The 26,744-nt window shown below is 69.7% G+C and carries 9 protein-coding genes; all 9 read left to right on the forward strand.

What is annotated here, in order from left to right; all coding sequences use genetic code 11:
• Positions 1 to 30: 30 nt before the first annotated feature.
• Positions 31 to 1,431: a type VII secretion integral membrane protein EccD gene (gene eccD / locus OG729_RS03250; protein WP_405804148.1), complete on the forward strand. Its 1,401-nt coding sequence runs from the start codon at positions 31 to 33 to the stop codon at positions 1,429 to 1,431.
• 18 nt (positions 1,432 to 1,449) lie between these two features.
• A complete protein-coding gene (eccB, locus tag OG729_RS03255; protein ID WP_405804149.1) occupies positions 1,450 to 2,928 on the forward strand; it encodes a type VII secretion protein EccB in 1,479 nt (492 codons plus the stop codon).
• A 140-nt stretch (positions 2,929 to 3,068) separates the two neighbouring features.
• Entirely contained in the window at positions 3,069 to 3,410 is a 342-nt protein-coding gene (locus OG729_RS03260; RefSeq protein ID WP_360864977.1) for a hypothetical protein, read from the forward strand.
• 66 nt (positions 3,411 to 3,476) lie between these two features.
• Positions 3,477 to 3,800 carry a WXG100 family type VII secretion target gene (locus tag OG729_RS03265; protein ID WP_360864979.1) on the forward strand — a complete coding sequence of 108 codons (324 nt, stop codon included), beginning with the start codon at positions 3,477 to 3,479 and terminating at the stop codon, positions 3,798 to 3,800.
• A gap of 151 nt (positions 3,801 to 3,951) precedes the next feature.
• Positions 3,952 to 4,464, forward strand: a complete 513-nt coding sequence (locus tag OG729_RS03270; protein WP_360864982.1) for a type VII secretion system-associated protein — start codon at positions 3,952 to 3,954, stop codon at positions 4,462 to 4,464.
• A 56-nt stretch (positions 4,465 to 4,520) separates the two neighbouring features.
• Positions 4,521 to 7,820: an AAWKG family protein gene (locus tag OG729_RS03275; RefSeq protein ID WP_405804151.1), complete on the forward strand. Its 3,300-nt coding sequence runs from the start codon at positions 4,521 to 4,523 to the stop codon at positions 7,818 to 7,820.
• A gap of 1 nt (position 7,821) precedes the next feature.
• On the forward strand, positions 7,822 to 8,325 hold the full coding sequence (locus tag OG729_RS03280) for a YbaB/EbfC family nucleoid-associated protein (RefSeq protein WP_360864987.1): 504 nt from the start codon (positions 7,822 to 7,824) through the stop codon (positions 8,323 to 8,325).
• A gap of 4 nt (positions 8,326 to 8,329) precedes the next feature.
• Positions 8,330 to 8,701 carry a hypothetical protein gene (locus OG729_RS03285; protein WP_360864990.1) on the forward strand — a complete coding sequence of 124 codons (372 nt, stop codon included), beginning with the start codon at positions 8,330 to 8,332 and terminating at the stop codon, positions 8,699 to 8,701.
• A 1-nt stretch (position 8,702) separates the two neighbouring features.
• Complete coding sequence (locus tag OG729_RS03290; RefSeq protein ID WP_405804152.1) at positions 8,703 to 26,717, forward strand: hypothetical protein; 18,015 nt, start codon at positions 8,703 to 8,705, stop codon at positions 26,715 to 26,717.
• The last annotated feature ends 27 nt before the right edge of the window (positions 26,718 to 26,744 follow it).

Genomic DNA, 26,744 nt, shown 5'->3' on the forward strand with positions numbered 1-26,744 from the left:
CCGCGGCACATTGAGAATCGTGAGCAATCCATGACAGACAACACAGTCGCAGCGCTGTGCCGCCTCACGGTGCACGCACCCGAGAAGCTGATCGATCTGGCGGTACCCGCCGACATCCCCGTGATCGACCTGCTGCCCACCCTGGTGGAGTACGCGGGTGAGAATCTGGCCGAATTGGGCCTGGAGCACGGAGGCTGGCTGCTCCAACGGCTGGACGGTGAACGCCTCGACGAGGAGAGCAGCCTGGACTCCCTCGGCCTGCGGGACGGCGACACCGTCTACCTGCGGCCGCACACCGACGCGCTGCCGGAAGTACGGCTCGACGATCTGGTCGACGGCATCGCCACCACCATGCAGGACCGCCCCTACAGCTGGACACCACAGATCTCCCGACGACTGCTGCTCGCCTTCGCGGCAGCCGCATCGGCCGCCGCGTTCGTGGTGCTCGCGATACCCGGATTCTCCGCGGACATACGGGCGTTGGGCGCGGCCGCCACCGCGATGCTGCTGCTCGCCGGAGCCGGTTCGGCCAGCCGCGCCGTGGGAGACGCCGGTGCCGGCGCGGCACTGGGCCTGCCCGCAGTGTGCTGCCTGGCGCTGGCGGGGTGGCTGGTGCCGGGAGGTGCGCTGAGCGGCCCGCACGCCCATGAGGTGCTGGGTTCACGGCTGTTGGCGTCCGGCGCGGCAGCCGCGGGTGGCGCGATGCTCGGGGTCGCGGTCGTCGCTTCCTTCGCCGCGCTGTTCGTCGCCGCCGCAGTGATCGCCTCGGCCTGCGCACTCGCCGGCGCACTGATCATCGCGGCGGATCTGGTGCCGGCCCACGCGGCAGGGATGATCGCACTGCTCGCCGTCATCTTCGGCGCCTTCGTACCCAGTCTGTCGTTCCGGCTGGCCGGACTGCGGATGCCCCCGCTCCCGACCAACGCCCAGCAGCTCCAGGAGGGCATCGAACCGCACTCCCCATCGGCCGTCGCCGCCCGTGCCGTGGTCGCCGACGGGTGGATGACGGGCCTGTACGGAGCCACCGGAGCGGTGTGCGCCGCCGCGCTGCTCGGCCTTGCCACCGAACCGGGGCTGGCCGAGATCCTGATGATCGGCGTACTCTCAACTCTCCTGCTCCTGCACAGCCGAGGCCTGGGCAACACCCTGCAACGGCTCGCCCTGCTCGGCCCCGCCGCCGCCGGGGCCGCCCTGCTGGTGTACTCCGCCGTCGTCACGTTCTCACCGACAGGACGACTGCTCCTGGCAGCCTCCCTGCTCTCGGTCACCGCCGCGCTCGCCATCGCCGCCTGGACCGTTCCGGGCCGGCGGCTGGTCCCCTACTGGGGCCGCGCCGCGGAGCTGCTGCACTCGGCCACCGCCATCGCCATGCTGCCCATGGCCCTGTGGGTGCTCGGCGTCTACGGATATCTGCGAGGACTCAACGGCTGACGCCGGGAGAAGGGAACGATGCAGAACAAACGCGACCAGGTACAGGCCCATATGTTCCTCATGGGCCGCCTCACCTCCGGGATGCTGCGCGCGGACCCGGACGCCCCGGAGAGCCCACAGGGACGCACCAACCGGGGTATCGCCCTCGGAGTGGTCTTCGCCGTGCTCGTCTCGGCCGGAGCCTTCGTCTTCGGCCTGCTCTCGCCCGGTACGAAGGGATCCTGGCGGACCTCGGGCGATCTCATCGTCGAGAAGCAGACGGGCTCCCGCTATCTGTACCTCGACGGCCGGCTGCGCCCGGTACGCAACTACGCGTCGGCCCGGCTGCTCGGCGGCGCGGACCTCTCAGCCGCGACCGTCGGCTCGGCATCGCTGAAGGGAACTCCGCACGGCGCACCGGTGGGCATCCTCGGAGCACCCGACTCTCTGCCCGGTGCCGGTCAACTCAGCTCGGATCCCTGGCAGGTGTGCTCCATCCCCACCGCGGACGGCAGGACGGCCGGCACGCTCGCGGTGGGCCGCAAGACCGTGGGCACGCCCCTGAACAAGTACCAGGGAGTGCTGGTTTCCGGACCCGACGGCGCCGACTATCTGCTGTGGGGCGGGAGTCGGCTGCGCCTCGACCGGAGGGCCGGAGCGCCCGAGGCGCTCGGCTACGGCTCCGTCACCCCGGTGAAGGTGTCCGGGGCACTCCTGAGCGCACTCCCCTCCGGCCCCGACCTGACCCCACCGACCACTGCCGGTCTCGGTGAGCCCGCCGCCGAACTGGGCGGCCGTGCCACCAGGGTCGGGCAGGTCTTCAAAGCGTCCGTCCCCGGATCGGGCTCACAGCTGTATCTCCTGCGGCGCGACGGACTGGCCCCGCTGACCTCGACCCTGGCCGCGCTGGTGCTCGGCGATGCCCGCACCCGACAACTGGCCTACGCGGGCGTCTCCCCCACCGTCACCACAATCGGCTCCGACGCGCTCCAGGGCCGGCTGGCCCCTCGTACCGCCGAGTCCGACGGTCCCGGCCGACTGCCGGACGCACCCCCCAAGGCCGTTGTCGTACCCGTGGAGCACGGCCCCTGTGTGCAGATCGCTCCCGACAGCAGGGGCGACAAGGGCCCGAGCACCAGCATCAGTCTCGCCACCCAGCCCTCGCTGGGGCCTGCCGCCCAGCCGGCCGCGGAAGGTGTGTCTGCCGCCTGCCTCCCCGTCGACCGCGTCACCGTGCCGCCGGGCGGCGGAGCACTGATCCAAGCGCTCGGTGCCGGCGGCGGGAAGATCGGCAGCACCGTCTATCTGGTGACGGACACAGGAGTGAAGTACCGGATCGTGACGCCGGACGCGGCCAAGGCGCTCGGCTATGAGAGCGCCGAAGTCCTGGGCCTCCCCTCGCTGTTGCTCGCCATGTTGCCGTCAGGTCCCGACCTGTCCCCACGCGCCGCCGAGCAGGGGCGCAGCAGTGCCACCGCGCCTCGCTGCGACTGGGACGACAAGATCGCGACAAGGTAGCGGCATGCCTTTGAAGCCGTAAAAGCAAACGCCCCGTCCTAGCCTCCGGTCACCGGAACAGCCGGGCTGGTCATGCTCGGCTGTACGCGCCGCCTGGCGCGAGAGGAACCGGTGGCAGGTCGACCACGAGAGGGGCACACGTGTCTGCCAACGGAATGCAGCAGTCGGCCGAGCACGCGACACGGAACGGCGTTCAGGCTCTGGAAATGGCCTTCAGCGGCATCGTCAAGAGCCGTCAGGACGTCGAGGCCACGAAGTTCAATCTGTCCTCCGGCTACCAGGGCAGTGACGGCAGCGCCTTCCAGGGCCTGATCACCGCATGGGAGGAACAGGCCGACGTCATCCTGAAGAACGTCCAGGACATGATCGAGACGCTGAACCAGACGCTCACGGAGCACGGGCTTCAGCAGGGCTCCTCGAACGAGCAGATCAACACCGCGTACAACCAGTCCGAGTCGGTCTTCGACACGCTGACCGGCTGACGGCCCGCAGGCCGCGCGGCCTGCCCGCCCACCCCGTACACCCGCGGCGACCCGAGGACGGCTCCCATGGCAGACAACTTCAGCGACGGATACATCTACGTCGACTACTCGCACATGAACAACGCGGCCGACGACATGGTCCAGCAGACCAAGGCGATCGCGACCACGCTGTCCAATCTGGAAATGGAACTGGGCGAACTCCGCAACACCTGGATCGGTGACGACCGCGATGTCTACACCCAGAAGCAGCAGGCCTGGGACAACGCCGTGAAGGCGATGGAGGACCTCCTCACCAAGCACTCCGCGCTGCTGACCGACGTCTCCGAGAGCTACCGCTACAGCGAGGGCTCCCTCACGCAGATGTGGGGTTCGGTGAAGATCGGCCGCTGACGCCGTCGAGTGGCATACCCCCGGTGCCGCTGCGGACGGTCACCGCGCGCCGGCCGCCCGGTCACCGGGCAGGCCGGCGCGCGAGCAACACCCATCCGAGTACGTTCCCGGCCCCCGGGCCCGGTGAGCCGGAACCTGGAGAGGAAAGAACATGGCGGAGGATCCGAATCCGGCAACGGGCAAGCTGGCCATGGACAAGGCGGGGCTTGAGCTGTTCCTCAGCAACCGCGTTCTGCCCTTCAAGGACGAGATCCGGAAGATCGGGCAGGACGACCCCGACTTCGGGCCCACGATGGCCACACTCCTGGGCGACGGCGACATCGAACCGGGCGACGAGTTCGACTCCTACGGCACCGGAAAGCCCCTGGCCATCGGGTTCATGGCGCTGCCGGACAACCTGGGCGGCAAGGGCAAGGACCTGAACCAGGGCATCGTGAAGGCGGCCGCGTCACTCGTCAAGATCTACAAGGAACAGACGCAGTTGTTCGCGGACATCGAGGAGAACCTCCGCGAGACCATCGACACGCTGCTCAGCGCCCAGGATGCCAATCTGACCAATGTCGACGGCAAGAAGTTCCTCAACATCTTCGAGGACACCGCGGACGACCTGGGCGGCGACCAGGGCGGCGGGAACGGCGGCGGTGGGGACGACAGCGACTCGTAAGGCGCTCGCTCGCCACCACCCGTGATCCATCCCGCTCTCACCAGGAGGCTCCTCCCGTGGTTGTCCACCCCGCGTACTCCACAGACGACTACTGGCATCTCGCGGTCAAGCTGCTTACGGGGTACGAGATGCCTCTGCGGGAATCGCTCTTCGACAAGTTGCTGGGAAACCAGGGCATCCCCTTGATGAAGATCGAGTTCTCCGACTACGACGGCGAACCGTCGAACGCCGTTGTCGAGGCCGCGGACTCCCTGGGGTGGCGGGCCGAGAACTCGGGCTGGCGCATCGAGAACACCGACTTCGTGATCCCGTTCTACTCCGGGAAGCACGGCCCGATCACGACCGCGTCCGTCGGGACCAAGGTCGTCATGAAGAAGGCGCGCATCACCCTCTTGGGAACCACCTCGACGGACGCGCCCCCGGCCGGCGGCGTGGTCCTGGGCAGTGACTTCAAGAGCAACAACGACAAGGAATTCGACGGCCTCAACGCGCACCAAGAGTGGAGCAACAAGGCGCTCTCCCAGTACAGCTACGGTGGCGGAAAGGCTCTCGAGCATCTGTTGGGAGAGGCGCAGTCCACCATCGGATTCTCGTGGAACGACCTCCGGGTGGAGAACAAGAACGCGGTAAATCTCAAATCCTTCGAGGAGGCGGCCGACGCGTTCGACAGGGCGGCTTCCTTCTTCCGGACGCAACACCGACAGCTGGAGGACTGGGAATTCGACCTCGGTGCGGAAGAGGCCTCGTGGAAGGGCCAGGCCGCCGGGGTGTTCCGCGACTTGATCCACGGCCTCGCCCGCAACTACGACAAGTACAGCGATCAGCTCCCCCTCGCCACCGAGGCCGCCTCCCGCTACGGCCAGGACCTCAGGGATTTCCGGCATGCGGTGCATACGGCCGGCCAGAATCTGTACAACGCCTGGAACACCTGGCAGTTGCTCACGGGAAATCCCTTGCGCTGGCTGCACGATGTGCTGCTCGACGTGAGCGAAGACGTGTGGAACAACAACATCAAGAAGGTCCGCTTCAAGGTGACTTCCGCCGGCCGGGCAGGAACAACGGGACACCACGAGGTCAAGTTCGACGGCTTCAGTGGCGGGTACCTCGACTGGGGCGCACTGGAGGACAAGGCCACCTGGAAGAAGATCGGCGAGGAGGCGATCAGGAGATGGCAGCAGTCTGTCGTCGACACCCTGGTAGCCGCGGGCAAGCAAGCCATCGTCGATGTGCAGAATTCTTGGAACGGCCAGACGTTCGCCCCTGTCACCACCGTCAGCACGAACCTGAGTCAGGAATACGCCTCCGACAAGGCCGACAAGGACAAGGCCGACGCGGAGGCCGCTGCTGCGGCGGCGAAGGCCGAGCGTGAAGCGGACAAGGCCGAGGCGGCGGCAGCCGCGGCAGCGGCGAAGGCCGAACACGAAGCCGAGGTCAAACAAGCCAAGGCCGAACGCGAAGCCGAGAAAGCCGAACAAGCAGCAGCCGCAGCAGCGGCAAAAGCCGAACACGAAGCCGAAGTCAAACAAGCCAAGGCCGAACGCGAAGCCGAAAAGGCCGAACAGGAAGCCGAGGCGGCAGCGGCAAAGGCAGAACAGAAGGCCGAGCAGGAGCAGGCGAAGGCCGAACGGGACCAGAAGGAAGCCGAACAGGAAGCCAAGCAGGAACAGAAGGAAGCCGAGCAGGAACAGAAGCAGGCCGAGCAAGAGGCCAAGCAGGAGGAAAAGGAGCGCGAACAGCAGGCCCGGCAGGAGCAACTCCAGGCCGAGCAGGAGCAGAAGCAGGCAAAGCAGGAAGCCAAACAGGAGCAGAAGGAAGCCGAGCAGGAGCAGCAGCAGATCCTCGCCACCAATCTGGCGCGGGCGGAACGGGAGCAGCAGAAGCAGGAACAGGCTCAGAAAGAGCGCGAGCAAGAGGCGAAGCAGGCCGAGCAGGAAGCCAGAGCGGAAGCCAAGCAGCAGGAACTGGAGGCCAAGCAAGAAGAGAAAGAGCGGGAGCAGGAAGCCAAGCAGGAGCAGAAGGAAGCGGAGCAGAAGCAGAAGCAGGCCGAGCAAGAGGCCAAGCAGGAGGAAAAGGAGCGCGAACAGGAGCAGCGCCAGATCAGGACCGAGGCCGAATACCAGGCGAAGCAGGAGGAGCAGGAGGCAAAACAGGAAGCCAAACAGGCCGAGCAGGAAGCCAAGCAGGAGCGCAAGGAAGCGGAGCAGCTGGCCCGGCAGGAGCAACTCCAGGCCGAACAGGAGCAGAAACAGGCAGAGCAGGAAGCCAAGCAGGAGCAGAAGGAAGCCGAGCAGCAAGCCAGGCAGGACCAACTCCAGGCCGAACAGGAACGGAAACAGGCCGAACAGCAATCAAGGCAGGACCAGCTGCAGGCCGAGCAGGAACGGAAGCAGGAGCAGCGGCAGTCCGAGGCCGAGAGCCGCTTCGACCAGCAGCGTCGCGAGGCCCTGACCCCGGGAGGCAGGGAGTGGGAGCTCCCCTTCGGCGGACCGGACTCGGTGCCCGGTTCCGAGGGTGGGCTGACGAGCCTCAATCCCGACGGCACGGTCACCACGAACTTCCCGGACGGGAGCTCCACCACGGTAGACCCGGCGACCGGCGAGACCACCGTGGGGTTGCCCGACGGCACCCGCGAGATCAGCGATCTCGCTCCCGGCGAGTCGCTGCACAACAAGGACGGCAGCTGGACGACGCTCAACCCCGACCACACGCTGACCACGGACTTCCCCGACGGGAGCTCCACCGTCGTCGACCCGGCCAAGGGAACGACGACAACGACGTTCCCCGACGGCACATCCATCACCTCACCGATCGAGCCCGGCCACTCGGTGCCCAGCCACCCGGGCCATCCGAACCAGTCCGGCTCCTCCTCGTACTTCCCCAACTTCGAGGAGGAGTTGTTCGACACGCTGCCGGACTACTCCGACGACCTGGGCTCGCCCCTCGCCCCGGCCGGCCTCGGGGCCACGACACAGGATTCCGACGGCTACGGCGCACCGGGCGGGGGCGGCAGCCCGATGCTGCCCATGGGCACCCGGATCAACGGCTCGACCAGCGGGGGCAACGACGGCGAACGGGTGCGCAACGTGCTGGACGACGGGCAGCAGGTCATCACACGCCGGCGCCCGGCGGCCGGTGCCGGACGTTCCTCGTACGAAGAGGTCGGCGCCGCTCGGCGTGCCGGGGTGGCGACCAGCAGCGCCGGCACGCCTTTCATGCCACCGATGGGAGGGTCGCCGGGCGGTGGCGGTCAGCAGACACAGAGCAGCGACCGCGACAGGGATTCGTGGGTCGCCGAGGACGAGGACGTATGGGGCACGGATGAGGGCGGGGCTCCCGCCGTCCTCGGGAGGGATTGACGTGGCGGAATCAATGCAGGAGCGCCTGGCAGCAGCCATGGCGCAACTCAAGCGGACCCAGGCCGCGGTCGCGCAGGCCGAGGAGAGCATGCGCTCGGCTTCGGCCACGGTGCGCTCGCGGGATCGCTCCGTGGAGGTCACGGTCGGGCCGCAGGGCGAGTTGACACAGATACGGTTCCTGGACGGCAAGTACCGGAACATGGGGTCCGCGCAGCTGTCGGCCGCCGTGCTGGAGGCCGTACGGGAAGGACGCACCCGGATGGCCCGGCTCGTACTCGACACCTTCCAGCCCCTCTCCGAACGTGCCGATGGTCTGCCGGATGTGGCGGGTTCGGGCATCGAGTGGGAGAGGATCTTCGGGCCGCTGTCGGCCACCGCGGCGGACGGCGGCGCCGGCCGTACGGGCGCCGGCCGGTTGCGCGACGAGATCCATGAGGACGCCGTCGACGAATCCAGCCCACGGCCCCCGGGACGCAGCGCCCGCGGCAATGCGGAAGGGCGGTAACGCAATGGTCGCGTCCGACGCCTACGAGGCGGATCCGGGTCGTATCCAGGCGGCGATCGGCGAAATCGAAGCCATCGCCCACCAAGCCCTGGCCATGGTCGGGGAGTTCACGACGGCCATTGAGGCGTACGACGGCTGGGAGGGTGTGGACGACGAGTATGCGATCGAGGTCGGCGCCAAGTTCGACAAGAGCGTGCTCGGTGTCACGGAGACCGGCGAGGCGATCGCCAAGGCAGTCGAATCCATCGTGAACGGGCGTCTCCTGGAGCTCAACGAGATCAGCGGCGCGCAGGGGTTCGCGCAGGAGAACATCGACGCGGCGTTCGCGGCCACCGAGGGCATCGGCGCCGACGGCGGGGGCGGCGGAAAGCACTGACGTGCCGAACGACATCGAGTTCAGTGACGAAGTCAGGGACATGCTGTTCGTCCTCCTGGGCGACCGGCCGTTGCAGGCCAACTCGGACCTGGCGTACGGAAGCAGCGTTCCGTTCCTGGACTTCGCGGACCGGCTCATGGACCTGCGCGACAGGATCACGGACTCCGTGTCCAGCGTTCAGGGAGCTCTGCCACCGCAGGTCGCGGAACAGTATGTCCAGGCGATGTCGACGCTCACCGGCACCAACGGGGTTGACCACTTCGAGGAGTTCATCAAGCAGCTCGATGCCCTGTCCGAGGGACAGGTCGAGCAGTCCAGAAAGATCATGGAGTCCAAGTGGGAGATCATCGCCGAGATCATCCAGCTGTTGATAGAGCTGGCCTTCATCGCGGCGATGGCCTTCTTCACCGGTGGCCTCTCGTTCGGGGAGGCGGCGCTGGCCAAATCCAGGACTCGCTTCACCCTGCTGCTGATTCTGGACCGGCTGCTCAGGAGCACCAATCTGCTGCCTGCCTTCAGTGAGGCGCTGCAGGAGGCGTTCACGACCTTCGCGGTGCGGCTGGCGATGCTGTCGCTCAACACGGGCAACCGCCGGCCGGACGGGATCGACTGGGGTGACATCGGTAAGTCCGCCGCGGCCGGTGCGCTGGCCGGCTTCTTCATCGGCGGCCTGTCGGGCGCGTTCGACAAATTCTTCAAGAATTACTTCAACGACTTCGGCGACAACAAGTGGGCGTGGGGCGGCAGCCAGATGGGGCAGGAGTTCCTGTCCGAAGGCATCGGCGAGACCGGAGCCGAGTTCATCGTCAACGGCGCCTTCGAGGGGAAGTGGGAGTGGAAGTGGGACACCTTCCTCGGCGCCGGGCTCAGCGCGATCTCCGAGTTCGTCGTCATGGGCGGCGTCGGCGCCGGCGGGTTGTTCCTGCACAACAAGTTCTTCGGACCTCAGAACTTCAGCGAGTACAACGAGCTGCCCGATTCGGGTGGTGGCGGGGGCCGTGGCCCGAAGGGCTCGGGCAACGCGACCCCCTTGCCGCTGCCCGCGAACGACCTGGTGAGCGGCGGTATCGACTACGCCAACTCCGGGCCGAACAGCGTGGCGACGCCTCCCCCACCACCCACACCCCTGCCGCCGCGGAACGCCGTGGGCCACGGCTTCGGTGCGGCAGCCCCACAGGCCTTGCATCCGCTGCCGGACAGCCACTTGCCCGCGCCGGGGCCGCTGCCGGGCGCCGACGTCGATTCGACGAACGGAGCGGCGGGCTCCGCGGCGCATCCGGACCCGGTCGGCAACCCGCCACTGTCTCCGTCGGCGAACCGGTCGATTCCTCCGTCCGGTTCGGCCGGGTCGGCGGGATCCGCCACTGAGGGTTCGGCCACCGGCGGGGAGCGCGGGGGTTCTGCTCCGCTCTTTCCGGGCGCGGTCACACCGACAGGCGTCCATCCGCCTCCGGCGGGCAGCACGCTTCCGACGCCGATCGGCAGCCAGACGCCGAGCCCCGGTCCGGCGGCCCAGACCACGCCGCCGATCACGAGCCCGACTCCGAGCTCAACTCGTCCTATCAGCCCCGGTCCGAGTCCGACACCGAGCCCGGTCACCATGCCGGACACCTCCACGGCCCCGAGTTCGACGGAGGGCGATGAGCCGTCCCACTCTCCCGAGAACCTCTCGCTGCCACCCACCACGACACCGCTGAACTCCGCGTCGCCCGCGGGCGGCACGAGCACGCCCGGCACGTCCCTGCCCGCCTCCGCTCCCGCCTCCACTCCCTCCTCCTCCACTCCCGCCGGCTCGTCCACCTCGCCGCCTGACGGGCCGTCGGCGGGACAGCCGGTTCCGGAGGAGCTGCCAGACGAGACTCCGCGGGACATCGAGACCCACACACCCGACCGGCGCGTTGGGCCTGCCACTACTCCCGCCCACACCTCCGCAGACCCCATCCGGCCGCGCACGGAATCGGGGCCGGAGAGCGTCCAGCAGCCCGCCCCCGACAAGCAGACGCAGCCGGCGATGGTCGACCCGGTGCCCGATCCCGTACGCCCAGAACAGTGGAGACCCCGGCGGCTCGACGCGCCCGCGTCGCCCCTGTGGACCGAGCGGTACGACCCGGCGGCCGATCCGCTGGGACCGGACCGTACGTCCCAGACTCTGGCGGGGCACGACACGGTGATCCGTACCTGGATTCGCCGCATTGAGGCGGACGACGGCCGCTGGGTGCGGAACCTGACCCTGGAACTGCCGGTGCGGTTCGGCGACGGATTCCACGCCGATCGACTTCCGCAGTTCGAGCATCACATGCGGGGGCTGCTCGATGAGCACTTGAACCACGGACTGGTGCTGCCACGCTCCGGTGACCAGCTCCACATCGACGTGAACCTCGTCCATGCGCCGGATCATCCAGAGGCGATTGAGCTGAGCGCGACGGACAAGCCGGCCGACTCGGACCAGTTCCACTTCCGGATGTTCTCCGACGACCCGGACCTCGCCCCGTCCGAGTACGACCGGCGCCGGCGGCGCAACGACGCGACCGCGCTGCATGAGCTGATGCACTACACCGGGCTGAAGGACCGGATGCAGGACGGCTCCTCGCTGTTCCGCCGTATCGCCGGCGGGCAGGTCCACCCGGTCGGGATCATGGCCGACCTGGACACCCTGCCCGGCCCGGCCGTGCCGCTCGACTACGTCCAGACCATCGAGGACGTCACCGACTCCGGACCGGTGCTACGCGACCACCCGCGGTCCGCCCCGGCCCCGGCCCCCGTCGTCACCTCCTCCGCCGACCCCGCATCCCTGCTCCCGCCCACCGACCGGTTCCCCGCTCATCCGCCGTCGCAGGGCAAGGGGAGGGATTCGGATTCAACAGTCTCCGAGTCCGCTCCGCACGAGAACACCCACCAGCGGCAGCCGCACGATCCCGCTCCGGTGGTCCCGCAGACCGTCGCAGCCGCCACCCCCGTGCGCCCCGCCGACCTCGAACGGCTGCGTTATCAGCACGAAGCCGAGGCGTACGAGCGCAGGCTCGGCGACTACCTCTCGGAGCATCCGAAGGTCGTCGAGCAGGTCGCAAAGTTCGCCCGCATCCTCTGGGAGAAGACGCCCCCGGCGCTGCGGGGCGGGCTGGGCACCTACCAGAACGTCGTGCCCGGTGCAGTCGGCACCGATCCCCAGCTGCTGGAACAGGTCGCCCACCACGGCAACTTCCGTGAGCAGTCGACTCTGCTGTGGAACGCGCTGCGATACAACGTCTTCGGCATGCTGCTGGGTAGAGCGGTCTCCCAACCGGCGGCGATCACAGAAGAGCGCCGCTGGCGCGGCGATCCGTCCGACGGTCCGTTTTCCCGGCGCGCCCCGCACGAGCTGCGTCCGCCGCTCAGTACCGCCGAGCGGGCGTTCTCCTCGGACGGTGCCACCTGGAAGCCGGGCGAGGAGCAGTCCGGCATCGATCACCGTCCGCCCCGGCCGGTGGCCGGGGACACCCGACCGCTCACTCTGGAGGACTCCCCGCACGCGGCCGCCCAGCGCACCGGGGGCCTGGTCCTGACCGGCACCTCCGGTACCGCCTACAACCTGCTCGACGCCGCCGAGGCGGCCAATGAGCGATGGGACGCGGGCCTGGACCTGCGGTGGATGCGGCTGGCGGCCGTCGGAACGATGCTGTCCAACCGTCATCACACACTCCATGAACTCCTTGCGGCCGCCGAGTTGTGGGCCAACGTGAATGCTCATCCGGACCGCCGCGATCTGGGCTTCGACTACGACGACAACTGGGGTCGCTACGCCCGGCTGTCACCGCTGTCGGAACAGGAGTTGCGGGAGCACGTCGCGGTCGACGGGCGGTTTCCGGACGAGCGGGTCCGGGAGTTCTACGCGGACGCCGGATCGGGGGCCACGCCGGGCTCCGCGGCCCCACGGCTGTCGCGACTGCTGCCGGAGGGCTCGTGGTGGCGTCTGTTCATCGACCCCAATGTGCATGCCGATGCCTTCCGGAGAACCCCCGAGGACGTGGGCGGCCATCTGGACGTCGGGACGTACCCCGGCTACCGGCAGAGCATGACCGCGGCATACCGGGAAGTCCTCGACGGCGGGAGAATCGGACGGGACTGGTCGCGCATCGACGCCGACGCGTACGAGGAACTGCACAACATGGCCACCCGGTATCTCGTACCCGAGGCCGGGCAGAACACGGTGACCACATGGTCGGGCCATGAGGGCGGGAGGACCACGATGCGCGGCACCGGTGCCGACCGCGTCGCGCCTGACATCAAGGACGATCTGCTGCTCGGCCGGCGGCTGCTGTTCGCCGTCGACGAGCCACGGCAGCCCGGGATGCCGAAACCACTGGTGGTCTTCCACCACGGACAGCACGGCGGCCAGGTCTCCATCGACTACACCCCCGGAGAGGCACGTGAGGTGGTGCAGGCCGCGATGGACCGCTATTACGACGAGGTGGCGGTCGCGGCCGGCACCGATGAGAAGCTCCGGGCCATCGCCCGGGTGACCCGGGCCCTGCAGATCCTTCAGCCGTTCACGGATGCCAACAGCCGGGTCAATGTCCATCTGCTCATGCAGAAGTTCCTGCTGGAGCAGGGATTCCGGCCGGCGGTGCTGATGGACTCGCGCTCGCTGTTCCTCGGCGGGTTCACAGTGGAGGAGATCGTCGGGGGTCTCAAGGAAGGCATGGCGCGGTTCGACCGGCATGTCCAGTGGGCCAGGTGGGACGGGTTCAACCAGCCCGAGGGACCGCCGGACACCGATCAGGTGGACCAACTGGCCGCGGTCCTGGGATTGACCGGCGGTCTCCCGGACGAGCGTCGCCTGCAGGTGACGGACACGGTACGGACGGCCCGGGCACTGTTCGGCTCCGAACTGCCCGGCTCCGATGAGCAGGACGCGGCGCGGTTGGCGGCGACCCGGTCGCTGAGCGGGCCGGCCGGGGCACGGTTCCCGCACCGCACCACCCCCCTGGCGATCATCGAGTACACCCGGGAGGTGTTCGGTCTCGACTCCACGGACGACGTGAGCCACGCCGACATCGGCGCGCTCGCCGATGCCGCCATCCAGGCGTCCGCCCTGGGGCGGCCGCTGGACATCGACGTCCTGCGCTCCCTCACGCAGCCGCCACCGGCCAACGAGTCCGGGCCGGATGCGGCATCCGACCGATCGAGCTCCGTATCGCCGGGTGTGGAGCCCGCATGGGAGGCGCTTGCCTACGATCCGCCGTCCGACGGCATCAAGCCGCTGGTGTTCCTGGTCTCGGAGCTGACTGCAAACGTTCCCGTGCGCGACGCCGATGAGCTGGGCATGGCGCTGCTCCCCGCCGTGCAGGGGGAACCGATGGGTTCGGTCCGGTTCGTGCTGCGGGCCGCTGCCCGGTCGTTCAGCAGCGATCCGGTCGAAACCGTCTCGGAGCTGGCGGAAAGCCTGGGCGCTCCGGTGGACCTGCTGTTGGCCGATGCCGACGGCGCCGTACGGCTGCTGCGGTTCGACGACGGTGGTGGCCACGAGAATCTGGGTCCGGTGGCGGAGGCGAACGGCCCGAGGGGCAATCCCGGCGGGTTGCCCGGCGGCACACCGTTGTGGTCGGACCTCACGCAGGGGTCGGCCGATTCGGACGCGACCGCGGCCGAAACGGCGGAGTTCGGGGGCGGCACCCCGGCCCCGGTCAACCGCCCACCGACCGCACAGGACAGCGGATTCCTGCTCACCACCGACGGCAGGCAGCTGCCCGTGGACCAGGTCAGCACCCGCACGATCGTCGGCAAGGACGGTACGGACGGGATCGGCCGTGCCGCACACACCGAGGCCGACATGGCACACCGGGACCAGTCGTTCCCCCACCTCCCGGCGGTGACGCAGTTCGTCGACTTCGATCCGGCCACCGGCACCGAAAGCGCGCTCCAGCCGCTGCCGTTCGGGGGCGAGGCCTATTTCTGGGCCTCCCACGGCAGTCGGCACGGGGTGCAACTGCCCATGAACGACGGCCGGATCGAGGAGGTCCGCGGCGTAGGACCGCTGCTGCGACGCCGCCCCAGCCTCTCCAGGCTCGAACCGCACGTTCCCGTCGTGATGCTGGTCTGCGAGGGTGCCGAACTCCCGGCCGACTCCGACGACTTCCTGACAGACATCTCTCCTGCCCAGGACGCGGCGAACAGCACCGGGCGTGACACCTGGACAGGCACGGCGCGCTTCGGTCTGTTCGGGCCGACCGGAGACCGGCCCGCGCGGCTCTTCAAGGTCGACGACCTGGCGAGCCCCCGTGAGCGCTGGCTCAGATTCCGCCCCGAGCCTGCGCCCGCCGAACTCGACGCGCTGCTCGCGGAATCGGGGCTCGATCCCTCCGCCACCGAGCTGCGCACCCGGGCGCTGAGGTGGGATCGCGTACTGCGCCACGCCTTCGGACCCGACGTCGGTTCGAGCCCGCACTACGGTGCACTCGTACAAGCCCTGGCCTCGCTGGAGAACGAACGCCTCGCCGATCCGGACCGGCCGCACGGCCCGCTGACCCTGGCACTGCTGGAGCAGACGATCCAGCATTGGTACGCGGGCCAGGACGGCGCAGCACCGCACTCCTCGGGCATCGACGCCCAGGTCCGTACGCTGCTGGGGCGGCTGGCGGGGCTGCCCGAAACCTCCTCGCTTCTCTCCGCCCCCGTCACCGCCTCGCCGCGGACGGCGGCTCCCGGCAGCGCCGACAGTTCCGCCGGTCCCCATCCGGCCCTGGGCAGCGCCCTCTCCAGCTTCCTCCAGTCGTCCGAGGCATCGAAGAAGCCGATCGAACGGCAACTGGAGCTGCGTCGGCCGCCCCGCATCGACGGCGAACTGCCCCCACCCGCCCTGCGGCCGCGCACGGTCCACTACTCCGACAAGAGCCGCATGCCCGCGCTCGGCGACTCCGTACACAGCCTGATCCCGAATCTGGCCGACGATGTGGCATCGCGTTCCACGGGGTTCGGTCTCAAGGACTTCACGCTGCGCGGGACCGATCTTGCGCTGAGCGAGATCGCGCGGAAGCTCGACGAGGCGCCCGCGCTGGGCCCCAAAGCGCCGGGTGGCAAGTCCCCCTCGGGCACCGGTCTGCTCGCCGACGTAGCCACCGCGCTGAGCGACGATCTCGACGGCCTGGTCGGAGACGGACGCGACTTCCCGTACACGGACACCAAGGGACATCCCCGGGTGCTCAAGCTCCGGCTGCGGCCGTACGGGCAGTGGGAGAAGTTCTCCGACGTGGGCGAAGGCGGCCCGACCGCTCTGGGCAAGGTGTGGCAGACGGCGTTGACCACGGGTCAGACGCCGAAGGTCAATACCTCCCGCATGTTCAATCCGATGGTGCCGCTGTTCCCGGTGACCAAGCCGGCGCATGTCTTCGCCCGCCTGGGTCTGCGGTTCGGGCAGGGACGCTCACTCGGATACACGCTCACCTCTCAGGTGACGGCCCAGGTGGAGAGCAAGGTGTCCGGGGCGTCCCATGTCCATCTCGACGATATGTACTACGACTTCAGCGTCACCGACGCGGACGGCATCCCGCTCACGCCTGATGGTTCAGCGAACGGCCGGCCCCGGCTGACCGGTTTCGCTGTCCGGTCCGGGCTGGCGCTCCGGCTGCCGGACGCAGCGACCGCGGAGAACAAACCCGGGCGGATCCCCCGCACACTGGAGTTCCGCAGCCAGCCCGATCTTCGGCTGGTCGGCACCGAGAACTACGGACCGGTCGCGCACATCAGGGACTGGGCCGCCGGACAGATCGGGGCCAAGCCGGGCAGCAGCGCCTACGGCGAACTCGACGCATTCTTCTCCGCCCGCAACTTCCAGCGGGTGGCGCCCCTCATGGCCACGGGCCGGATCACCACACCGGCACTGTACGGCGACGGCAAGAACGCCCGCCCGCTCGGTGTGTTCACCGTACGCGCCACCTCGCAGCGCGCACTGCTGCTGACCGACTCCGTCGTGCACGCCCTGCGGAGCCAGGCCCAGCTCACCCAGGCCGACAGCCGCTCGCTGACGAAGAGCAACACGCAGGAGATCTCCCCGACCGTGGGGCCGTTGCTGCAGTGGATGGGCCTGAACGACGCGCGCCTCAATCTGCGGCTGCTGATCGGTATTACGGGGCGGTTCGGGCACACCAGCTCCCGCAGCTCCGCCACCGGTGGTTCCGGCTCCGTACAGGCGACGGGCGTGACGGGAGACAAGGCCGCCACCGGCCTGTATCTGGTGCAGAAGACCATCCGGGTCCAGCGGACCGGGCGGGACCGTGGCGCTCCTGCTCAGCAGAACGGGGACAAGCCGCAGTACGGCGCACAGGAGTTCACCACGTGGAGTCTGGAGCGGATCCCGGGCTCCGAGGCCCGGCGGCTCGCGGGCTGGGACGACGGCACGGCGATGCGCTCCCGCGGCGGGCTTCCCGCCCCGTTTCCGCCGCCCTATCTCACCGTGGACCGGCCGCCCACGCTGGGGGTCGGCCGGGTTGAGCTGTTCACGTTCTCCGACGGGCAGTTCACCCATGACGGACCCGACGGTCCGGACAGCAGCACACTCCTCGACCACTTCACGGATCGCGTGCTGACCGAGGCCTCCCGCGCCTACCCCGATCTGGTCGCCCCGTTCTCCGAGCTGGACCCGGCGAACCCGCGCTGGCGCAACGCCGACCACTTCCAGCTGGCCCTGTCCAACGCCCTGGAGGTGTCCAGGACGCTGGCTCAGACCAGCATGGCGGAGAACCTGGAGGCGTTGACCACGACCGGGCTGCGCATCGATCTGCGCGAGCATGGACGGCTGCACCGCGGCTACCGTTACATCTGGCTCGACGGGGAACTGACGGGACGCCGGTACGAAGGCACCGACATCAGCCGGAAGATCGAGTTCAGTGCGGCGGGCGGGGAGAAACTGGACAGCGAGCTCGGTGTCTCGCACAGCGCGGAGGGCGGCATCCAGGCGCTGATCACGCTGCGCGGGACCAAGACCAACGAGATCGGCGTCTCGAAGCACGCCGGGACACTCACGCTGGGAGGCACCGGGGGCGGGCAGCGGGACGAGAGCAGCGCCTTCGGCCCCTCGGTGGCCAGGGACATCGAGACGGACAGCACCACACCACCCCATCTCTTCAGCTACCAGCTGTCCGTCACAGCCGGCCGGGGCGGATACTGGCGGCTGCCCGCGCTGCTGCGCGGCGCGATATCGGCGGGGCTGCTGGGCACGCAGGCCTTCGTCTTCCGCGAGGGGCACCGGCCCCTGATCGGCGGGCCGACAGGTGCGGGGGCGGGCGGGGCGCTCACCGGCCGGGTGCTGTTGAGTGTGCCGGCCGAGCACTCTTCCGAGGCCGACCCGGACCTCCCGGACGCGGATCACCCGTACCGCGATCTGACCGGTACGGTCCGCGACCGGCCGATGCACGACTCGGACGCATTCCAGTTGGCGACGGGCTCACCCGCGCAGATGCGGGCCGTCGCCGGGCGGATTGCGGCCCCGTACGAGAACCATCCCTTCCAGACCCTGATCGTGCTGGGCCGGCCCGAACTGATCGCGGCGGCGGAAGCGGTGCTGAAGCGGGCCTCGGGCGGCTCCTGGCATCAGACCCAGCAGGGCGCGCCGGGGCATGATGCGGCGCTGACCGTCTTCCAGTCCCCCTATCTGACGGCCAACTCGGATCAGAGCATGGGCCCTTCGGGCTATCGGGTGAGCGGGTTGTGGGCGCCGGGCCCCTACCTCAACCGCAGCGGTGTGCTGGCTCATCGGATGGTGCTGCGCGGCCTGCAGATACTGGCGGGCCCCGCACCGATCGCGGTCGGGCACACCCTGACCGGCGGGACCCAGACGGCGGGGAAGAACACCAAGTCGCTGACGTTCTCGTTCGGCGGCTCGTTCGTCGCGGTCAACACCCATGCCGTTGGGAACGGCGGCGTCTTCGGTATCGGCCCGACGTTCATGCCGTGGACGTACAACAGGGCGATCAGTGAGACGCTCACCCTGTCCGCGTCCGCCGATGTGATCCGCTCCGACAGCGGCCACCAGGTGCTGGTGAGCGGCAACGCCGACCACGAGGTCGCGGCCGCCTCGACCGCGCTGGGCACGATGTCCGCCACCAACTCGCCCCTGGTGCCCCGAGCTCTGGGCGGGGCGGCCGGACGGAAGGTGCTGGTGCCCGGCGGCTGGATCGGTCATCTGCCGGAGAAGAGCGCCCTCGAACTCGGCCTGATCCAGGACGGTTTCGGGCCGGTCCCACGCTACGCGAACCACATCTGGACGCCCCAGGGCTGGCTGCCCACCGGCCGTTTCGGCAGCTATCCGGTCAACGCCCTCAACACCGCGGCCGTGCTGGCCGACTTCGACCGGCAGCTGAGCCGGCTGTTCGCCAGGGATTCCGACCGTGACACCGTACGCAGGCTGGTTTCCGGCCGGGTCGTGCGGGCGTTGCGCGGGGAGATGTCCGGCGCCGGTGCGTCAGTACCCACCCGGATCGGCCGGTGGGGCTGGGACGTCGTGCGGGTGGGCGGCCGCCAGGTGCGGGTTCGGGCAGAACTCCTGCCGGGGGAAAGCCGGTTCGTCGGCATCGACCACAGTGCCGAGTTCAAGGACAGTCTGTCCGCGACCGAGTCGAAGAGCTCCGGCATCAGCCGGACGCGTGGGCCCCAACTCGGCTTGATGACGAGCCAGTTCGGCCAGACCGGAAATCCGGCCGCACCTCTGGTCGGCCCCACGTACAGCGAAACGGGATCCAGCCTCGTGACGAGGTCGGCGAACCGCAGCGAGGCGGCCCGTGAAGCATGGAGCGTGAAGCTGACCGATCCGTACGCCGAGCATGTCACGCCTTACCGGCTGCGGCTGACTCTGGAGGTCGAGGGCGCCCGGGACGACGAGCCGGACGGCAACGCGCCCGCGCCGGCCGGGGGCCGTTCGCGCGGGCCGATCGCGGCGGCCTTCCGGGGCAAGCAGCGGGTGGTGGAGGAGGACGGTGTGGGTGAGTTGCGCACCCACACCTCACTGAGCCTGACCCTGCCCGCCCAGGGCGCCCCGACCCTGCTGGACACCCCCCTCACTCCGCCTGCGCCGGGTCCGGTGCGCCCGGCGCCGCTGCCGGCCTTCACGGGTGACGCCAACTGGCGGTCGGTCAGGCATCCGGACGGAAGCGTCAAGCCGTTCGTCCTGCCGGAAGACGGTTTCGTCATCCGAGATGTGAGCGGCTCGGCGCAGGTGAGGGATGCTGCCCAACGGGCCCTTGCCAAGGCGTACAACATCCGTTTCCGGGACACCGACACCGCACAGACCGCCCCCAAGTGGAGGGGAGACACCCCGCTCACCCGGATCGGCACCGGCTCCGCGCACAACCTGGAGGAGGGCACCACCGGCACGGTGCTGAGCTCCTTCGCCGGCAAGGCTCTGGGGCGCGGTGGGCACGCGGTGCCCGGCCTCATCGAGGACAGCGTGGTCGGCGGCGCCGACGGGCAACTCACCGTGTACTGCAAACCGCATCTGGACCGGGCCCAACTGCTGACCGTGGCCGACGGCGTGAAGATGGAGCACTCCCGGCGGGGCACCACCGAGGGCGCGCAGTCGGTGAGCGGCTCGGAGTCCGCAAGCATCTCGGTCGGCGAGGTGACCGTGGTACCCGCCGGGCGGGCGGGCACCGCCGCCCCGGGCCCCACTGTGCCCGGGCCGAACGCCGCCGGGTCCGACACCCTGCCCGGCGGTCTGGCGAGCAGCGAGAACACGAAGCTCGAAGTCAAGGGCCGGGCCTTCCTGTTCTCCGTTCCGGCGAGCTGGCTGACCGTGGCCTCCGTGCACCGCCACTTCAAGGACGGCCGGATCGGCCGCGCCCTGATCTCGCCCTTTCAGGCGCTGGCGCCGGCCCACTTCGGGAATGCCGGTCAGCAGGCGTACGAGACCGATGCGGCAGTTCTCGCCTGGGTGGCCGAGGACGTCGCACGGGAACTCGGCCTGATCGACGACGCGGTCTTCCCCGAGCGTGCGGGCAAGGCCTGGGACGCCGTCAGGGCCGTGTCAAAGGCGTGGGTCGAAGCGGACAAGGCGTACTGGCTGGCCCGCCGGGAGGCCGGTACGACCCCGTATGCCGAATTCACCGCGGCACAGGGGCAGTTCGAGACCGCAGAAACCGAACACGAGCTGGCCCGGGCCGAGTACGACACCGCGCACGAACCACTCGTCGCCGCGAGCACCACGGCCGAGGCACTGCGGAGCCGGGCGACCACCTTGCGTGAGCAGGCACAGACCGCGCTGCGCCAGGCGGAGGCGGAGGCGGAGCGGATCGACGCGGAGGCACGGGAGGGTGTCGCGGCCGGGCCCGACCCGGACACCGGGCCCGCCGCGCTGGAGGCTCTCGCGGGCCTCGACGAGGCCAGGGACCGGTTCGACCGCGACGGGACGCGGGCAGGCCAGTTGGACGACGAGGCCGACCGTATCGTCGCGGCGGCCCGTGAACAGACCGCACAGCGGCGCGCCGACGCCGTCGCGCGGCGCGACACGGCCCGCACGCAACTGGACGCCGCAGCCGGCGAGCTGCACCGGGCGCAGACGGTGTACGAGGGCCACCAGCAGGAGCTCGCCTCGCTGCTGGCCACGGCGGAACAGCTCGCGGGTCGGTATCACGAGGTGCGGTCCGCCGCCGACCGGCTCACCCGCTGGCACGTGCTCCGTGCGACAGCCGAAGGCCGCGCCACGCTCGGGGACCTGGCCGAGCCCCCCGAGGTCACGTTCACCGATCCCCAGGCCGCCCCAGAGGCACCCACGTACAAGAAGGAGACGGGCGAGAACGGGATCACGACGCTGACCTCCCCGACCGGGGAGCGCCATTCCCTGCTGGACGTGCCGGAGGACGGCGAGTCGTTCTTCCACGCGCTCGCCGAAGGGCTGCGCCATGACAGCCCAGGCGCGGCAACCGCCCTCGCCGGGCCTCCGTCCGCCCTGCGGACCCTGTTCGCCGGGCGGCTGCGTGACCCGGCCAACGCCGATCTGCTGGACTCCGTCGCGCCCGACGAGCGGGACACGTTCTCCCCAGCTGAACTCGCCCAGGCGTCGGTCGACTTGGCGGATGGCACTCCCGAGCGGCGCGAATTCGACGCCATCGGTGTCGTCCCGCACTCCACCGACCTGTCCGCGGACTCCCGGCTGGACCTGGCGACCGCCCAGCTGCTGCGGCCGGGAGCAGCGGCGGACGACACAGGCTGGGACCACGGTGCGGCGGACCTGCTGCCCGCGCTGGCCGCCCGCACATTCGGGGTGCCGGTGACGGTCGTTGATGACGCGGGGCGATTCCAGACCTTCCTGCCCGCGACCGACACCGGGGCGCCGCCCGTCGTGCTGTATCTGGCCGACCGGCACTTCCAGGCCGCGGTACGCGGTCTCGTCCGCGGCGGCGCCGCGAACGCCTCGGCACGTCCGGCCGCGACCCCGGCGGGGCCTGTACGCCCCGCGCACGCCACACCCCCGTGGCAGCCGCCCTCCGACGCGCAGAACACACCGCGGTTCGACGCGGCTTCGGACCATCTCCGCCTCACGGGTCCCGACGGGGCGGTGTACGACCTCGTCGAGGCGCGGGGCGACGGAAACCGCTTCTACACCGCGCTCGCCGCCGCGCTGCCCGCCGGTCCGGCCGCCCCGGGACGGCCCCGCCCGCGAGCCGCGGACGCCATCGCCACGGCGGTCGCCGCTTCGGCGCTGCCGTCGAACGCGCGGCTGGATCCGGGGGCCGTCTTCCGGGCCGGCGATCCCGGCGTGACAGACGCCGGACTGTCCGCCGCGACCCTCGGCACACTGCACGGGAACGGCGGAACGCTGCCGCCGGGCACAGCGCTCGACGAGCAGCAGACCGCGGCGCTCATCCGGTCCCAGCTGCGCTCGGGCCGCCGCTGGGATCCGGCCACCGCCGCGCTGGCGGCCCAGTTGGCCGCCGGAGCGCTCGGTGTGCGCGTCACCCTGGTGCACGAGGACGGAAGCTTCGACAGCCGTCCGGCCGCCACCGGACCGGACGACCTGACCGAGGTGATGCTCTACGAGCGGGGCGGCACCTATCTGACCGTACTGGCGCGTGCGGCGGAGCAGACCACTCCAGCCCAGCCTCAGGACGAGGCACCGCAGGATCCGGCGCCGCAGGATCCGGCACCACAGGACCCGGCACCACAGGACCCGGCACCACAGGACCCGGCACCACAAGACCCGGCACCACAAGACCCGGCACCACAGGCGCCGGAGCCCACCGGGGTGCAGTCGCCCACGCTGACGCTGCAGTCCGGCACGGCCGGACCGACGACTGGCCCGAGCCCGGTGGTCCACATGCAGTCCGATGCCGACGTACTGCTGACCCGGGACGGGCGCAGGGTGCCCGTCGACCAGATCCGTACCCAGCCGGTCACGGGCCCGGGCGGCAACGGCCATGTCGGCCGTTCCGCGCACACCGACGCGGACATGGCCCGCCGTCAGCACACCTTCCCGCATCTCTCCGGCGTGCAGCACTTCGTCTCGGTGGACCCCGTCACCGGCGCCGAAGGCGAGCTGGAGCGGCTCCCGTTCGCGGGTGAGGCCTACCACTGGTTCTCGCACGGCAGCCGCTCCGGAGTCGAAGTGCCGCTCCAGGACGGCAGCACCGCGTCGGTACGCGGCGTCGGCCCGCTCCTGCGGCGACGCCCCAGCCTCAGCCGCCTCGCGCCCGCCGTGCCGGTGGTCATGGTGATGTGCGAAGGAGCGGCCCTGCCGGAGGGGACCGACGACTTCCTGACCGGCATCTCGCCCGCGCAGGAGACCGCCAACGAGACGCGAAGGATCACCTGGGCGAGTACCGGACGCATCGGCGCGCTCGAACCGGACGGCGACCGTCCCGCCCGGCTGTTCACTGTCGACGGACCCGACGCGGCGCGCCGGTTGTGGGTCAAGCACCGACCCGAGCCGACCGGCTCCGAACTCGACGCCCTGCTCGCCGAATCCGGACTCGACCCGGCCGCCGACCAGCCCCGTACCAGGGCGCTGCGCTGGATACGCGCCCTGCGCCACGTCTTCGGGCCCGACATCGACCTGGATCCCCGCCACCTGGAACTGATCCGCTCCCTCGCCGCGCGGGAGAACGCCCGGCTGGCCGACCCCTCCCAGCCCCATGGCCCCCTCACTCGGGACCTGCTGGAATCCACTGGTCTGCCCGCGACGGCGGGCGACGACGACCGTGACGCGCCGCCCCGTCCGCGTCGCGTGCCGGGAGCCGCGCTATCGGCCTTCCTGCAGGCCCCGGAGGAGTCCCCCGACACGTCGGACGACGAGGACGCCGGGCCGCACTCGCCCCCGGTCGAGGAGGCCGCCTTCGGCGCACTGGACCCGGAGCAGGATGCGACAGAGCTGTACGACCTGTACGACCAGTACGCCGAGGACAGTGAGGACTTCGAGGACACCCACGCCTACGAATACAGCGACGACGAGCCGCCGTTCAACCTTCAGCCAGCCTCCCCCGCGCCTACGCCCCCCTCCCAGGACCGGATCGCGCGCCCACTGTTGACCAGGGACTACACGTTTCTCTCCCTGGGGTCCCCGGGCCCGCTGTTTTCGCGGCTGACGAACATGAAGCTGAGATTCTTCCCTTACGGCCCCGCCGACAACGCAAGGGCGTACGGGCTGACACTGCCGACACAGGGCATCGCCGAGGTGTTCGGCGCCGACCACCCGGAGCTCCAGGTGTCGGAGGATCTGAGCCTCGCCGTCGACCACAGGCAGCTGAGCCAGCAGGTCTACGCGACCGAAAAGGCCTTCAAGGCGGCGGTCGTCAAACTGCGGGCGGCGGGCAGAGGCGTCTCCCTGGCACAGGACTTCGACATGTCGATCGTCCTGCGTGCCCCGGACGGCACGGATATGACGCTGTATCAAGTGACGCCCGTCTTCCTCACCCGGTCGGGCCGTTCGGAGGAAGAGGTGTGCCGCGACTTCTGCCAGATGGTGGCCGGCGGCTACCCGCTGTCCCATGTCGTCTTCCGCTCGCCCGACCGAAAGCTGACCGCCATAAGTCGGGCGAACGCCTCCTCCGGGTGGGAGGAGACCGGCACCCACCAGCTGGCTCAGGCGCTGGCCGAGATCGCCGACGGCACGCGGCCGCTCGACGACATCGGGCCGGCATGGGCCGCACACCGCATCCGCGAGGACGACCGGGCGATCGGCGGTGTCGACGGACCGCTGCCCGGTGAGGCCTACGGCAGTGCGCTGAGCCTGACAGAGCCGGACAACTCCCGCCGGGACCGACTGTCACACGCGGCTCACCAGAGCGGCTTCAACGAGTGGGCGTGGGCGGATGTCGGAGAGTCCTACGTGGTGCAGTCGATCAATGCGGTCGATGAAGAGGGGAATCCAAGTCTCGCCCGCAACTACGCCAAGCCTGCCGACGACAGGGGAAGTTACTACGGTTACCACTTCGCTGCCGTGGTGCTCGCGAGCGAGGACGGCCGATCCCAGATCACTCTGGAGAACCACTCAAGGGTCAATCTCACCCGCGAGGCCATCCGCAGAACGGTGCGGCGCAACCTCACCGCCTGCTCGATGGAGCAACTCCTTGCCACCGAGGCCGCGTTGCGTCAACAGCTCGAGGAGTACGCACCGCAGGACCGCACCAGCCCGGAGGCAGCGACCGTCGAAGCCCGGCTGGCTCTGGCGACGGCGCTGGTGGCTGCCCAGCGTGCCGCGGAGAATTGCTTCGGGCTTGCGCAGGGAACGCCGGGGCTCGCAGCGGCGCGGGCGGAGGAGGAGCAGGCCTTGATCCGGGCCGCGTACCGGGTACGCAAGGCGTCCCCCCTGCTGGACGGTTCGGATCAGTGGTACCTGCGGATGGCCGGCAAACGTCCCGGCGAGTCCTTCCACGACCTCAATGCCCAGCTGCTGTCCAGCGAGTCATCGGCCGAGGCCAATCCGCTGACGCTCGTGGTGCTGCACGGCCACAAGCTCCCCCGCCAGGAGACCGTGAGCTTCGCCGCCGGTGACCGCACGGTGGAGCGCGAGCAGATGTTCAAGGTGCGGTCTCTGGCCGACACCATGGCCAGAGTGGGCATATGGAACGCCGGACAGGGCCTTCCCATGCCGGGGTTGACCATCACCGGACAGGACCGCCGGCAACGGCGTCCGTCATTGATGGGACGGCGACCGGAACTGCTGGGACGGGAACAGGCCGAAGCCGTCCGCAAGGCCGTCCGGGACCGGATGAGGGAGACGCTGTCAAGTCACCTCGGTTCGGCGGAGCCACTTCTGACGGACCGCCCCAAGGTCACGGTGGAACAGTTCCTGATCGAGGCGAAATCCGTGACAGGACTTCCCGGCGATCCGGGGACAGAGCGGCGTACGACGATCGAGGTGACCGATCCGCGCGACTTCCCCGCCTCACCCCGGCCGGCCGCTCCGGCCGCCGCGGACTCGGCGGTGCCCGCGCCGCCCGCTCCCGACACGCTCCCGCACCGGCTCACCGAAGTAGCAGGCTCCGGGGACCGCTTCACGGAGGCGCTGACGTACGCCCTGCGGGAGAACGCGCCTCAGCTCTTCGACAGTGGCTCCGCCCTCGCCTCCGCCATGAGCCGCAGTGGACTGGCCGCCGACGCCTCGACGGCGCTGCGCCACTGGGTGAGCACCCACATCACCGCGGCCGACGTGCCCGCCGACATCCCGCTGCTGGATCCCCGTACCAAGCTGTCGTTGAGGGAACTGGATGCCATCGGAGTGCGACTGCCCACGATTCAACGGACGCAGGCGGTCCTCATGGGAGGCTCTCTCACCGTGGCCGAGGCCGGGCTCGACCGAGGGGACACGTTCCGGCTGCTGCTGAGCCGACGAGCGGACTCGTCCGAAGCAGTCCGCTCGGTGGTCGCCACGCTGGTGGCGGATGAACTAGGAATCCGGCTGGCAGTCGTCAGACGGACGGTGGACGGCGGAGAAAGGATCGACTACTTCGGTCCACTGCGCGGCGTCCCGATTCTGCTCTGCACGACGGATGACGGGCCCTTCTTCGCCGCGCTCTGGACCCCTCCCCTGCCTCCGCTCCCGCCGAGCGGCTGACTCCTGCCGACGACCTGACCGACCACC

It is taken from the genome of Streptomyces sp. NBC_00210, from assembly GCF_045160975.1.
Classification (GTDB): Bacteria; Actinomycetota; Actinomycetes; order Streptomycetales; family Streptomycetaceae; genus Streptomyces.

Coding starts and splice junctions, on each gene's coding strand:
- eccD (WP_405804148.1), top strand. CDS start 31: ATGACAGACAACACAGTCGCAGCGCTGTGCCGCCTCACGGTGCACGCA.
- eccB (WP_405804149.1), top strand. CDS start 1,450: ATGCAGAACAAACGCGACCAGGTACAGGCCCATATGTTCCTCATGGGC.
- OG729_RS03265 (WP_360864979.1), top strand. CDS start 3,477: ATGGCAGACAACTTCAGCGACGGATACATCTACGTCGACTACTCGCAC.
- OG729_RS03270 (WP_360864982.1), top strand. CDS start 3,952: ATGGCGGAGGATCCGAATCCGGCAACGGGCAAGCTGGCCATGGACAAG.
- OG729_RS03285 (WP_360864990.1), top strand. CDS start 8,330: ATGGTCGCGTCCGACGCCTACGAGGCGGATCCGGGTCGTATCCAGGCG.